The organism is Candidatus Cyanaurora vandensis (genome assembly GCF_013285555.1).
In the GTDB taxonomy this organism is placed as follows: Bacteria; Cyanobacteriota; Cyanobacteriia; order Gloeobacterales; family Anthocerotibacteraceae; genus Cyanaurora; species Cyanaurora vandensis.
On the sequence record NZ_JAAXLT010000009.1, the window covers coordinates 1 to 12,475 of the forward strand.

General features: G+C 57.8%; 19 protein-coding genes. 7 read left to right on the forward strand and 12 right to left on the reverse strand.

All coding sequences use genetic code 11. The annotated features are described in order from the left end of the window. From HFM78_RS00530 to HFM78_RS00575, 10 genes are all read right to left on the reverse strand, one after another. A partial coding sequence (locus HFM78_RS00530) for a BMC domain-containing protein (RefSeq protein ID WP_287127459.1) occupies nucleotides 1–589 on the reverse strand: 589 nt, incomplete at its 3' end. A gap of 30 nt (nucleotides 590–619) precedes the next feature. Beyond that, complete coding sequence (locus tag HFM78_RS00535; protein ID WP_287127460.1) at nucleotides 620–1,081, reverse strand: hypothetical protein; 462 nt, start codon at nucleotides 1,079–1,081, stop codon at nucleotides 620–622. Nucleotides 1,082–1,090: 9 nt separating this feature from the next. Beyond that, a complete protein-coding gene (locus tag HFM78_RS00540) occupies nucleotides 1,091–2,365 on the reverse strand; it encodes a ribulose bisphosphate carboxylase small subunit (RefSeq protein WP_287127461.1) in 1,275 nt (424 codons plus the stop codon). A 19-nt stretch (nucleotides 2,366–2,384) separates the two neighbouring features. After that, nucleotides 2,385–2,675 carry a EutN/CcmL family microcompartment protein gene (locus HFM78_RS00545; protein ID WP_287127462.1) on the reverse strand — a complete coding sequence of 97 codons (291 nt, stop codon included), beginning with the start codon at nucleotides 2,673–2,675 and terminating at the stop codon, nucleotides 2,385–2,387. A gap of 3 nt (nucleotides 2,676–2,678) precedes the next feature. Next, on the reverse strand, nucleotides 2,679–3,017 hold the full coding sequence (locus HFM78_RS00550) for a carbon dioxide-concentrating mechanism protein CcmK (protein WP_287127463.1): 339 nt from the start codon (nucleotides 3,015–3,017) through the stop codon (nucleotides 2,679–2,681). A gap of 27 nt (nucleotides 3,018–3,044) precedes the next feature. Continuing rightward, nucleotides 3,045–3,353: a carbon dioxide-concentrating mechanism protein CcmK gene (locus HFM78_RS00555; protein WP_287127464.1), complete on the reverse strand. Its 309-nt coding sequence runs from the start codon at nucleotides 3,351–3,353 to the stop codon at nucleotides 3,045–3,047. Between the two features lie 27 nt (nucleotides 3,354–3,380). Continuing rightward, entirely contained in the window at nucleotides 3,381–3,689 is a 309-nt protein-coding gene (locus tag HFM78_RS00560; protein ID WP_287127465.1) for a carbon dioxide-concentrating mechanism protein CcmK, read from the reverse strand. A gap of 32 nt (nucleotides 3,690–3,721) precedes the next feature. Beyond that, nucleotides 3,722–4,738, reverse strand: coding sequence for a RuBisCO accumulation factor 1 (gene raf1, locus HFM78_RS00565; protein WP_287127466.1), 1,017 nt, complete (start codon nucleotides 4,736–4,738; stop codon nucleotides 3,722–3,724). Beyond that, nucleotides 4,738–5,061, reverse strand: coding sequence for a ribulose bisphosphate carboxylase small subunit (locus HFM78_RS00570; protein WP_287127467.1), 324 nt, complete (start codon nucleotides 5,059–5,061; stop codon nucleotides 4,738–4,740). The genes raf1 and HFM78_RS00570 overlap by 1 nt, the downstream gene beginning before the upstream one ends. A 23-nt stretch (nucleotides 5,062–5,084) precedes the next feature. Further along, entirely contained in the window at nucleotides 5,085–6,500 is a 1,416-nt protein-coding gene (locus HFM78_RS00575; RefSeq protein ID WP_396033741.1) for a form I ribulose bisphosphate carboxylase large subunit, read from the reverse strand. A 352-nt stretch (nucleotides 6,501–6,852) separates the two neighbouring features. On the opposite strand from HFM78_RS00575, the gene HFM78_RS00580 reads away from it, so the two are divergent. The 3 genes from HFM78_RS00580 to HFM78_RS00590 are packed head-to-tail and all read left to right on the forward strand — an operon-like array spanning nucleotide 6,853 to nucleotide 9,096. After that, nucleotides 6,853–7,806, forward strand: a complete 954-nt coding sequence (locus HFM78_RS00580; RefSeq protein WP_396033735.1) for a LysR family transcriptional regulator — start codon at nucleotides 6,853–6,855, stop codon at nucleotides 7,804–7,806. A 23-nt stretch (nucleotides 7,807–7,829) separates the two neighbouring features. After that, complete coding sequence (locus HFM78_RS00585) at nucleotides 7,830–8,798, forward strand: sodium-dependent bicarbonate transport family permease (RefSeq protein WP_287127470.1); 969 nt, start codon at nucleotides 7,830–7,832, stop codon at nucleotides 8,796–8,798. 4 nt (nucleotides 8,799–8,802) lie between these two features. Then, nucleotides 8,803–9,096, forward strand: coding sequence for a P-II family nitrogen regulator (locus HFM78_RS00590; protein WP_287127471.1), 294 nt, complete (start codon nucleotides 8,803–8,805; stop codon nucleotides 9,094–9,096). 1 nt (nucleotide 9,097) lies between these two features. Here the strand turns inward: HFM78_RS00590 and HFM78_RS00595 are convergent, their stop codons facing one another. Continuing rightward, the gene (locus HFM78_RS00595) at nucleotides 9,098–9,358 is read right to left on the reverse strand and encodes a hypothetical protein (protein ID WP_287127472.1); all 261 of its coding nucleotides are present in this window, start codon (nucleotides 9,356–9,358) and stop codon (nucleotides 9,098–9,100) included. 170 nt (nucleotides 9,359–9,528) lie between these two features. Continuing rightward, on the reverse strand, nucleotides 9,529–10,605 hold the full coding sequence (locus tag HFM78_RS00600) for a PIN/TRAM domain-containing protein (RefSeq protein WP_287127473.1): 1,077 nt from the start codon (nucleotides 10,603–10,605) through the stop codon (nucleotides 9,529–9,531). A gap of 24 nt (nucleotides 10,606–10,629) precedes the next feature. Between HFM78_RS00600 and hemW the strand changes: the two genes are divergently transcribed. From hemW to HFM78_RS00620, 4 genes are all read left to right on the forward strand, one after another. Next, nucleotides 10,630–11,349: a radical SAM family heme chaperone HemW gene (gene hemW, locus HFM78_RS00605; RefSeq protein WP_287127474.1), complete on the forward strand. Its 720-nt coding sequence runs from the start codon at nucleotides 10,630–10,632 to the stop codon at nucleotides 11,347–11,349. 75 nt (nucleotides 11,350–11,424) lie between these two features. Next, the gene (locus tag HFM78_RS00610) at nucleotides 11,425–11,799 is read left to right on the forward strand and encodes a hypothetical protein (RefSeq protein WP_287127475.1); all 375 of its coding nucleotides are present in this window, start codon (nucleotides 11,425–11,427) and stop codon (nucleotides 11,797–11,799) included. Then, nucleotides 11,774–12,055: a hypothetical protein gene (locus HFM78_RS00615; protein ID WP_287127476.1), complete on the forward strand. Its 282-nt coding sequence runs from the start codon at nucleotides 11,774–11,776 to the stop codon at nucleotides 12,053–12,055. The genes HFM78_RS00610 and HFM78_RS00615 overlap by 26 nt, the downstream gene beginning before the upstream one ends. Nucleotides 12,056–12,077: 22 nt before the next feature. Continuing rightward, complete coding sequence (locus tag HFM78_RS00620; RefSeq protein WP_287127477.1) at nucleotides 12,078–12,389, forward strand: hypothetical protein; 312 nt, start codon at nucleotides 12,078–12,080, stop codon at nucleotides 12,387–12,389. Nucleotides 12,390–12,475 lie beyond the last annotated feature (86 nt).

Below are 12,475 nucleotides of genomic sequence, written 5' to 3' on the forward strand. Positions count from 1 at the left end.
CATCGAGGGGCTGGGGGACGACCATGACCGCCTGAAGACCGCCCAAGAGTTCGGCCGTCGAGATCCCGACTTCAATCGCCGCCACCACATCCGCCACCTTGCCCCTGATGACCGCCGTGCACAACCCACCGCCCGTGCGCTCGTAACCCGTCAGCGTGACATCGGCAGCCTTGAGCATCGCATCACACACCGCCACCAGCACCGGGAAACCCAAGGTCTCCAACAGACCCGCCGCCAAGTGCCGATAGCGTCCGCCGCCCCCGCCGATCCTCACCGCCAACATGTGCCCGATGGGGAGGACCGCATCCAGGTTGGGGAGCGGACGCGGCAACATCGCCCAACTGACCAGTTGTCCGAAATCCTCAGCCGTTTGCTTACCCTCCGCCACCGCAAGACGCACATCCGCCAGCGAGCCGCGCACCACCACCGTGCAGTAACCACTGCCCGTTTTTTCGTAGCCCAACAGATGCACCCCGCTGGCCTTGACCATCGTGTCCGCGACCCCGACCGCCGCCGGGTAGCTGCGGGTAGAAACGAGACCCAGAGAGGTATCCGTATAGGAGGGGCTGGCTGGTTGGAGGCTTGACATGGACTTGACCACAGGTAGAGAACAGGGAGTCTAATGGCCCGTCAACCTCGCTTTGAGCCGAGCAAACTGGGCCTGACCCGTGACGGTGGGCACAGTGAGTGAGACAACGGGTCCGACGACAAGGGGCGCGGGGACAACCGGGGCCGGCGCACTCCCATCAACGACAGTTCCCGCTGGGATGACTGCACCTTCCTCAATCATCGGCTCTAATAGGGTCGCGCAGCTACCAATACAGGCTTGGCGACCAATTTTGCCTTGGCCCACCACGAGGACCCCTGCTCCTAATGTAGCCCCGGCTTCGACACGCAACGCCCCCCCTGTGGCGTGGAGAACAGACCCCATCCCGATGCAAGCCCCCATTTCAACAATCAGGGAACTCCCTGGGTTAGCCACCAAGACGACGCTAGGCGCAATCGCCGTGCCTTCTTGCAGGACCACATCACCATCGATAAAGGGGGGCCGCTGGTCGGGCGTGGGCAGTAGCGGCGACATCAGAGACTCCTAGGGACGTTGGACAATCTGTTCCGACACCCGCTGCTTCGCCTTGGGAGCGGTGCCCACGAGCCGCACGTAGTTCCCCTTGTATTCATCCAGGACACTTTCGAGGGCTTTGAACACTTCTGCCTCACCCGGCCCTAACAGTTGGGGACCGTTTTGCCAAGCGTTGGACTTGAAGCGGCGTTTGTCGGCGAACTCGATACCCAGACGCAAGCCCTGAGCGAGGAGTTGGCGGACCTGCTGCTGTACCTCGGGTACCAAGCGGCTTGTGTGGGCCGGGGCTGAATTCGTATAGGCCGGCGTTGAAGTGATGGGAGCTTGATGATTGACAGCAGGTAGGGCCGTGGACGGATTGGTCTTACCAGGGCGTTGGATGATGAGTTCGCTCACCCGCCGTTTGGCCTTAGCGTCAATCCCGACTAAGCGCACGTACTCGCCGGTATGCTCGGTGAGACAACTGGCGAGGGCCGCAAAGACCTCGGGTTCGCGGGTGGCTTTGATGGGGGCACAACTGTTCCAAGCATTGGCCTTGAAGCGGCGCATATCGGCGTGTTCCGTCCCTATTTGATAGCCCTGGGCGAGGAGTTGGCGCACCTGCTGGGTAGTTTCGGGCGTAAGTGTGCTGGGCATTGCACCGTTACCTTCCTTCACCCCCGTCGTGGTCCGCAGGGAGTTGATGCAGGCATCGTCCATGGCGCACTGGTAGCCCGCCCGGAGCGCATCGTTGATGCCACAGACGTGTTTTGAGAAGTGCGTATCGGCTGCGCTCACATCGCTCAAGCGGTCGGCCTGTTGTTGGGTCGTGATGATACTCCCGGCGGGTACGTACTTCCCGGCGGGGATCTCGACATCCTGGATCAGCGCGTGCATCATCACCATCGCGCCCTTGCCCACCTTGGCATTGAAGACGGTGGAACGAAAACCGATGAAGGCCCCGTCACCGATGTAGGCGGGGCCGTGGATGAGGGCCATGTGGGTAATCGAGGCACTGGTACCAATCCAGACAGAATAACGCTGTCCATCGTCGCCCTCAATGCGGCCCTGCTCTAGGCCATGGAGGACGGCTCCGTCCTGAATGTTACTGTTGGCACCGATGTGGAAGGGACTGCCTTCATCAGCACGGATGGCGACTCCAGGCGCGATGTGGACCTTAGCTCCCACGCGCACATCCCCGATGATCTCGGCACTGCGGTGGACAAAGGCGGATGGATCAACCGTGGGTTCGGCTAAATGCTGGGACCATGGGGTCGGCGGCGCGGCTGAGCTGCGGGCGGACATGGCGACTTCCTCCATAAAATTAACTCTTGGTGTACAGGCGGTTGCCTTCAACATTAATGGTGTCAATGATCCCGATGACCACGGCATCCAGGGGGCGGGTCTCACCACCCATGGGTTGTCGGGCCGCACTGCCCCGGCTGAAGAGGACCCACTCATCCACACCAGCACCCACACCGTCCGCAGCTACCTCGTAGTCGGGCAACGGCTGACCGTCGGCATCCAGTAGCTGCAACAGAAGGAACTTGACCCCAAGGAGGCTCGGTTCTTTCTGAGTGCTGACCACGGTGCCACGGACGCGGGCGATTTGCATGACCTACCTCCCGAAGGTACGAACGGAGCTAACCCCTTCGCGGAACTGTTCGACCGCTTCGGTGTAGCGGATGGGTAGGACGAATTCGAGGTTTTCGTGGGGACGAGCAATGATGTGGTGTGACAACAACTGACCACCACTGACGCGCTTGATCGCTTCAATCCCGGCGGCGACGGAGGCTTGCACCTCCGAGACATCGCCCCGGACGATCACACTGACGCGACCAGAACTGATTTTTTCGTAGCCGACTAGGGTGACGCGGGCGGCTTTGACCATTGCGTCTGCGGCCTCGACAACACAGGGGAAGCCGAGGGTTTCAATCATGCCAACTGCAACTGCCATTTTGAGATCTCCGGTAGGTAGATGAGGTTAGGTGGCGAACTGTTCGACCGCTTCGGTGTAGCGGATGGGCAGGACGAATTCAAGGTTCTCGTGGGGACGAGCGATGATGTGGTACGACAACAACTGACCGCCGTTGACGCGCTTGATCGCTTCAATGCCGGCGGCAATTGAGGCTTGTACCTCCGAGACATTGCCCCGGACGACGACGGTGACGCGGGCACTGCCGATTTTCTCGTAACCGACGAGGGTGACGCGGGCGGCTTTGACCATTGCGTCTGCGGCCTCAACAACACAGGGGAAGCCGAGGGTTTCAATCATGCCAACTGCAACTGCCATTTCGTGCCTATGGATGGGGTGGGTTCATTAAGTCGCGAACTGTTCGACGGCCTCGGTGTAACGGATCGGCAAGACGAATTCGAGGTTTTCATGGGGGCGAGCGATGATGTGTGTCGAGAGGACTTCCCCGCCGTAGACCCGCTTGACGGACTCAATCCCCGCCAAGACGGAGGCCTGGACTTCGGAGACATCGCCGCGCACAATCACGGTGACGCGGGCACTACCGATTTTTTCGTAACCGACGAGGGTAACGCGGGCCGCTTTGACCATCGCATCCGCCGCTTCAACAACAGCGGGGAAACCTTTGGTCTCAATCATGCCGACTGCAACAGCCATAACACTGGCTCCTTAGCGTAGGTGGGTAAAAACTATTCCTCAAGCTCCCAGGGGTCCTCAAGCTGGCTGGGGACCAGGGAAAGATCCGGTGGGCGCAGAGCCAAGACCACCCGGCCCAGCACCGCTTTCGTGGGACTCGCCAGCCAGTCGAAACACACCCGGCCTTCCTGGTCAGTGGCATAGTAGCTGGGTTCTTCCCAACCACAGGCACGGTCAACCAGCAGTAAAAGTGGCCCCGTCTCCGTCAGTAATCCGCTCAATTCAGGAACATTGAGGAGGACCGCTACCGGGTCTCCGGCGAGACTCACAGCGAGCCAGCCCGGTAAGACGGCGACGGGCTGTACTGGGTCTACCAAACCGAAGGGTCCCTTGGGGAGTACCGCTGCTACGGCTTTAAAGTCAGCCGTAGTCAGAGAGACTGCCACGGGTACGGCGCGGGGACCGGCTTCCTCGGGGTCAGGGACCGCGAGGGGCAAGCGGGGGCGCGACCGCTCCCCCTGGACCGACTGGAGGAGGAGGGCTTCAAGGGCCTGACAGGCCCCGGCACTCGGGCTACAGGCAAGACCCTGGGCCACGAGGGTGAAGCGGTCAGACTGATTAGCGGCGGCACGGGCGAGGTGCCAAGCGCGGTACGCCAAGGCATCGGCAGCAGTGCGTTCAAAGGCTTCCGGCGGTTTGGGCAACCGGAAAAATTCACGCACCGCCCGCACGAGCTCACGGGTCTGGGTAGCTGACCACCGCTTCTCAGCCATGAGAGCCGCCGCCGCCTGACGCTCCTCCCGGTTTAAGACGCGCAACTCGTATAAGGGCTGTACCCCCAGTTGTTTGAGACCCGCGAGGAGGTTTTCGTCGGCCCCGTTTTCCACCAGACTTAAGTAGACCTGGAAAGAAGCGAGGAGACGTTCCTGCAACTGTGCCTCGAAACCCGTGGTCTCAAAGAGAGCCTGGGCGGGAGTACCAGCCTTACGTAACTCACGGCAAGCCTCCGCCCATTCGAGCCAAGTGCCGCTTTTACGGGCGAGGACGACCTGGGCGGTGGGGGTGTCCATCAGTGGGGCCGGTGAACGATGAACATCATCGTCTGGCACTGGCGGATATTGTCGAAGCCAATCACCCGCACAAAGCTCTTGGGGCTGGCATCGCGGCAACTACGCACTTCCTGAAGGACTTCTTGGGGCGAGCTGGCCCCAAAGAGCGGTAGCTTCCACATCGTCCAATAGACATCCGTGGGTTCGCTGGTCTCGTTGAACTCAACGGCGGGGATGTAGCCCTGGTCGAGCATGTACTGGATCTGACGGGTAATCTGGGCATCCGAGAGCGGCGGCAGGTACGAAAGGGTCTCGTAGTAACGACGCTTGGGTAAAGTCTGCATGGTGATTAAACCTCGTGAGTGGATTAGAGCGTGTCAACCGTGGCGTACTCAAACTTGATCTCTTTCCAGAGTTCGCAGGCCACCGCGAGTTCGGGACTCCAGCGGCAGGCTTCCCGGAGAATATCGCCGCCTTCGCGCTTGAGGTCACGACCGCTGTTGCGGGCCTCAAGACAGGCTTCCAGCGCAACACGGTTAGCCGTTGCACCGGGCGCGTTGCCCCAAGGGTGCCCCAGGGTACCGCCGCCGAACTGGAGTACGGAGTCGTCGCCAAAGATGTCCACCAAGGCGGGCATGTGCCAAACGTGGATACCACCGGAAGCGACCGCCATAACCCCGCCCATGGAGGCGTAGTCCTGGGTGAAGTAGATACCCCGCGAAGGGTCACGCTCCACGTGATCCTCACGCAGCAAGTCCACGAAGCCCAGGGTCGAGGCTTGGTCGCCTTCGAGCTTGCCGACGACGGTGCCCGTGTGGATGTGGTCGCCACCGGAGAGGCGCAGGCACTTGGCGAGCACCCGGAAGTGGATGCCATGGTTCTTCTGGCGGTCAATAACGGCGTGCATGGCGCGGTGGATGTGCAGCAACATCCCGTTGCGGCGGCACCACTTGGAGAGGGTGGTGTTGGCGGTGAAGCCCCCAGTCAAGTAGTCATGCATGATGATGGGCGAGCCCAATTCCTTGGCGAACTCGGCGCGTTCCATCATTTCTTCACAGGTCCCAGCGGTGACGTTGAGATAGTGACCCTTGATCTCGCCCGTCTCGGCTTGGGCCTTTTCGATAGCGGATTGGACAAACAGGAAACGGTCGCGCCAGCGCATAAAGGGCTGGGAGTTGATGTTCTCATCGTCTTTGGTGAAGTCCAGACCCCCACGCAGGCACTCATAGACCGCCCGTCCGTAGTTCTTGGCGGAGAGGCCGAGCTTGGGTTTAATCGTGCAACCCAGGAGCGGACGACCGTACTTGTTGATTTTGTCGCGCTCGACGACGATGCCGTGGGGCGGGCCGGGATAGGTCTTCACCAAGGCCAAGGGGAAGCGGACATCTTCTAGGCGCAGGGCGGTGAGGGCTTTGAAGCCGAAGACGTTGCCGACCAAGGAGGTGAGGAGGTTGGTGATCGAACCTTCTTCAAACAGGTCGAGGGGGTAGGCGATGTAGGCGATGAACTGACCGTCCGTCGCTCCCGGTACGGGTTCGATATCATAGCAGCGGCCCTTGTAGCGGTCGAGGTCCGTGAGATTGTCGGTCCAAACCGTCGTCCAAGTGCCCGTACTCGATTCTGCTGCCACCGCCGCTGCTGCTTCTTCTGCCGGAACACCGGGCTGGGGCGTGACCCGGAAGGCCGCCAAGATATCGGTGTCGCGGGGCACGTAATCGGGCATGTAGTAGGTCAAGCGATAGTCTTTGACCCCGGCTTGGTAACCAGTCTTCGGCTTGCTCATCGTGTAAACCACGTCATCCTCCTTGTGCATTACAAAACTGACCCGTCGGCAGAAGCAGACGGAATTCCCGTTGTTAGTCGCTTGACAAAAAAACTTGGCTTGCGTTCGGTATGAGCCGGAAAACCCCAGTGGGCCTGTGATCCCCGCCTCTGTTGCCTCTCGTCCATAACAATACCCGCCGTTTTACATATGTTCAAGCCCTAATTTTGTATTCAAATAATCAGGAAAACTTATCTTTTGTAAGCGGCCTCATCATAAATAAATACCTATAGCTGCCATAAAAACAATAGATAGTTATTTATGGAACTCCTGGTATTCTGCAAGGTATGGATAGTACGGAGCGTTCTTAAAAATGGAGAACATGACGCTACACCAATTGCAATTATTTCGAGCGGTGGCAAAGCACCTCAGCTACACCCGCGCTGCCGAGGAATTGTTTTTGGCCCAGCCGACAGTCTCGATCCAGATCAAGCAGCTGACCAAAGTCGTGGGTCTACCGCTTTTCGAGCAGATCGGCAAACGGCTCTACCTGACGAGTGCCGGACGGGAGTTGTCAGAAACCTGCGAGTCCATTTTTGAACGACTGTCACACTTTCAGATCAGCATTGCCGACTTGCAGGGCCTCAAAAAGGGCCGTCTCAAGCTCGCCATGGGCACCACCGCTAAGTATTTCGCCCCGCGTCTACTCGGGCCTTTTTGCCAGCGTTACCCCCAGATTGAGGTGTCGTTGAAGCTGAGTAACCGGGAGCGGGTAATCGAGCGCATGACCCAGAATGCGGACGACATCTATATCCTGGCCCATCCGCCAGAAAACCTGGAAGTCGAGGCGCGGCCCTTTCTCAAAGATGCTTTGGTCGTCCTGGCCCCCCGCGACCACCCTTTGGCCCTCAAGCGCAATATCCCCGTCGCATGTCTAGCCCACGAACCCTTCTTGATCCGCGAGGTGGGTTCGGGTACACGGATGATTGTCCAGCGTTTTTTTGAGGATCATAATGTACCCTTGACCGTGAAAATGGAAATCGGCAGCAACGAGGCGATCAAACAGGCCATTATTGGGGGACTCGGTATCTCTGTGCTTTCCCAACACTGTCTCGCCCTCGAAGGTGCGACGGGCCAGCTGGCCATCCTCGATGTGCAGGGATTTCCGTTGGAGCGGCACTGGCATGTGGTCTATCCCCAGGGCAAATCCCTCTCCGTCCTTGCCCGGACCTTCCTCGATTACTTGTTTACTGAAGGCCAGTACATCGCCGAGCGTGCCAGTTCGCAGATGTTATCCAATCTGGCCCGTGTCCACAGCACCGCTTAGTTACCTGCAAGGAGCCAGACTCTATGGATACCGGCACCATCCTTTCCAACGCGCTCAATCCAGCCATCCTCTTTTTCTTCCTAGGGGTGGCCTCTGTCTTACTTAAGTCCGACCTCGAAATCCCGTCGCCACTGCCAAAACTCTTTTCGCTTTACCTACTCTTGGTCATCGGCTTTAAAGGCGGTGTCGAGTTAGCCCATAGCGGTTTCAGCACTCAGGTATTGCTGACCTTCATCGCGGCGATCCTCGCGGCGGTTGTCGTGCCGATTGCAAGCTTCTTTGTCCTCCGGCTCAAGCTCGATGTCTACAACGCCGCCGCCATTGCCGCTTCCTACGGCTCGGTGAGTGCGGTTACCTTCGTTACAGCTACCACTTTCTTGCAACAAACAGGCATACCCTACAACGGCTATATGGTAGCGGCCCTCGCCATCATGGAATCGCCCGCCATCGTCGCGGGGGTCTTGCTTGTGCGTGTCTACGACTCAAAACAAGAGAAGGGCGTTAACTGGTCGGAAGTCCTGAGAGAAGCCTTCCTCAACGGTTCCGTAGTGCTACTGGTGGGTAGTTTATTCATTGGCTTAGTTGCACCGGAGACGGCCCAAAAATCCCTGGAGCCCTTCACCAAGGGCATCTTTTATGGGGTGTTAACGTTTTTCCTACTCGACATGGGGCTATTGGCTGCCCGTCGCCTCCGGGACCTCACCGCCACGGGTCCCTTCTTAATCGGGTTCGGTATCCTTGCCCCGGTGGTCAACGCCGTGATTGCGATCCTGATTGCGAAGCTAATCGGTATGGGCGAGGGAAACGCACTACTGTTCGCGGTCCTCTGCGCGAGTGCCTCCTACATCGCCGTCCCGGCAGCCATGCGCTTGAGCATCCCTGAGGCTAACCCGAGTCTCTATGTCTCCATGGCCTTGGCAATCACCTTCCCTTTTAATATCATTTTTGGGATTCCCCTTTACTTACAACTCATCCGCATCTTGGGGGTATAGCACCATGAAATCCGTTAAACGCATTGAGATTGTCGTGGATTCTGTTGAACTCAACCGCCTTGTTGAGGTGCTCGAAGAGTCCCAACTCAAGGGCTACACCGTGATCAAAGACGTCCTCGGGCGCGGCCTCCACGGCCTACGCGACGGCGGCGACCTCACCGATGTGCTCACCAATGTCTATGTGCTGGTCGCCTGCAATGAAGATCAAGTACATCCGCTGATCGAACAGTTACGCCCGATACTCACGCGCTTCGGCGGCATCTGTCTGATCTCCGACGCCCAATGGGTCGTCCACTAACTCACGGGCGGCAGGGCGGGAAATGAGGCCAGTAGGTATCCGGGTCCGGGGTTTCGTGGTAGCGGCTAAAGAGATTAGTGCTTAGCCGATAGCTCTGCTCCGTCACCCGCGTCACGAGATAGCCAGCCTCAGCCCAGAGGCGGCTAATCCGTGAAGCTCGCTGTGAAGGAAAAGTTTCAGAATGCATAACCCGGCCCTGCCACAGGATGTTGAGCACGGTGAATTGCTGGTCAGTGGGATGGGGCATGAGAATAACTTCCATAATGCCTCCGGGAGTTACGTGCGGGTCATGACCAGGAGCGGGAGGAAAATCTTTGCGGGGCTGACCCCGGCGGGCACCCGTAAGAATGGGTAAAAGAACATTCACGACTGGTCAAGGCCCCTCTATCTTAAAACATTATAAAGTTGCTGAGTTGTAACCCAAACAATTGTTTAGGACGCAACCGTCGGCTGTTGGGGACGGGCAAAGATCATGCGTCCGGCGGCGGTTTGTAACGAACTTGTCACGGTGACCGCCACGTGTTCACCAATATAGTCACGTCCATCCTCCACCACAATCATCGTGCCGTCCTCCAGGTAGGCCACCCCCTGACGGTTCTCCTTGCCCTCGCGCAGGACCCGCACCTCCAACCAGTCGCCGGGACGATAGCGCGGCTTGAGGACATTGGCGAGTTCGTTGACATTGAGGACGGCAACCCCCTGCAAGCTCGCTACTTTATTCAGATTGAAGTCATTAGTAACGAGAGCTGCTTCTAGGTCCTGAGCCAAACGAATCAACTTAGCGTCCACCGTGCTGAGCTTGGGATAGTCCAAGTCATGGACTAAAAGCCGATTCGGGAACTTGGGTTGTAACTGGTTGAGGATATCCAGTCCCCGACGGCCCTTAGTCCGTTTCTCGTTATCGGCACTATCGGCAAGATATTGCAATTCAGCTAGGACAAAACAAGGAATCACAATCGTCCCTTCGAGAAACCCGGTCTGGAGTAACTCTTCTACCCGTCCATCAATAATTGTGTTGGTATCGAGAATTTTGCTGCGGGCGGCGACTAGGGGCAGTAGCGGGTCCTCGGTTGGACGTGGGCTGATATTGAAGCGACGGAGTAACTCCTGCCCGTGGGACTCCGAGAGCGTCATCCCCAGATAGCCGAACAAGACGCTCGCCAACAAAGAGGCCAACCACTTCACAAAATCCAGTTGCGAAGGGAAGGGCAATAAAAAGACCGGACCCAACAGCAAGTTCGCCACCAAAAGCCCGACCACTAACCCAGCGGAACGGGCAATCAGCGAATCCGTGGGCATTTGCCGGATCTGTTCCTCCAGGCGACGCAAGGCACCCCGGATCGCCAGCCCCATCCCCAAACCTAAAACCGTACCGAGCATCAACAAAATCCAGGCCGCATTCCCAGCTTTATCCGCCGCTAGCCAGGACTGGGGTAAAAGTTCGCCCCCGGTATACCCGACCACCGCTCCCGCCGCAACAAAAATCAGGACAATTAGAGCGTCTAGCATAGTGAGAAGAAGCCAGGGAGTGTCGTGACGACCATTCAAATTATAGACCCAACCTCTAGCCCGACCCTCAGGGAATGGCCCAGCGCATTGTATCTACACATACCGTTTTGCCCGACCCACTGTCATTACTGTGATTTTGCAGTAACCGTAGGGACGACGAGCCTGATTGAGCAGTATGTCCAGTATCTTTTGCAAGAAATTGAACTTACGCCCAGCCAGGGTCAACCTTTGGCCTCAGTTTATTTTGGCGGTGGCACGCCCTCTCTGCTAACCCCCCAGCAGCTAGAGCGGATTCTCCTTGCCTTGGACCATCATTTTCACATCGCAAAGACAGCAGAAATCACCCTAGAAGCTAACCCCGGCACCCTGAATAAACGCACCTTGACGACTTTTCAGCACTTGGGTATTAACCGGATCAGTCTCGGGGTCCAAACCTTTGATGAGACTATGCTCAAACGTTTGGGACGCAACCACACGGTCCAGGATACTTATGAAGCCGTAGACGCAATTCGCAGGGCGGGGTTTACGAACCTGAGTCTGGACTTGATGTTTGGTTTACCCGAGCAAACCTTGGCTAATTGGCAGACCAGCTTAACGAGTGCCCTAGCCCTAGCCCCAGAACACATCTCGGCCTACGACCTCATCTTGGAACCCACCACCCCCTTTGGTCGAGCGTTCCAGTCGGGCTGTGCCCCTCTGCCCACAGAAGAAGCCACCATCACGATGTATCTGGATTTAATTTAGCAATTCCAGCAAGCGGGTTACGTCCATTACGAGATTGCGAGTCTTGCCCGTCCCGGCTATACCTCTCGTCACAATTTGGTCTACTGGCACAACCAGGGCTACTACGGCTTGGGCGTGGGGGCGACGGGCTATGTGTTGGGGCAACGCGTGACCCGTCCCAAACGCTTGGTAGATTATTTCACCTGGGTGGAGCACGGGGTATTTACCGAGGAGATACCCATTACCCCTATGGAGGAACTAGGGGAGTCCTTGATGCTGGGGTTGCGCTTAGTGGCGGGGGTAGACTTGACTCAGTTGCGGCAACAGTTTGGCCCATCCGTAGACCAAAAATTAGCGGGCCTGACTCAAGTAAAAGCGCGGGGACTGGTCCAGGAGACCGCCGGACAGTTAAGGCTGGTCTATCCGCAGGGTTTTTTACTCGCGAATGAAGTGTTACAAGAATGTATTTGAGGCCCCTCTGCCCCACCCGTGGGGGACTAAGCCAGAAGGCAAAAAGCATTGTATTTTAGGTCGGCGATCGCTTTTAGCCGCTGAGCTTTTTTATGAAAAACTTTTTGAATCTGGGGCCGTCAGTGCCCAACTCCTTGATGAGAACCGAAATATCTTGGCAACCGCCCAAGTTAACCTCCGCGCCAGTGAAGCCCAGATCCGCGCTCAGCAAGCCCAGATTAGCCGCGTCCAGAGCAATCTGCGCCAGAGTCAATAGTCTCCAGGGACAGCAGGTTCAGTTGGGTTACTACCAAGTCGTCGCGCCTTTTGCTGGGACCAGCGGGGATATTCCGGTCAAAGGCCAACTGACCAATGGGACCGAAACGAGCGGTGAAAGCTGCACGGGCCGTGGCTTCGTCGGGGTACTTCTCCCAAGCGGTCTAGGACCCATCAGGCTTTTGGGCGGAATAGCGGCCCATGGGCTATTTCTCCGAGAGAGTGGGGTACAGATCCAAAGTGTAGCGACCCCCGAGAACCTTACGAGTGAGCGTCTTCTTTTCAGTCTGGAGACCGGCTTGGGTCGCCGCGTCAATCTGCCGTTGCCGAATTAGGGCGGGCTCGTTCGGCCTGCGCCTGCTCTGTGGCACTTAAGGCTGATTTGACGGGGGCAACAGTAGGAGCGGGGTAGGTGTGGGGG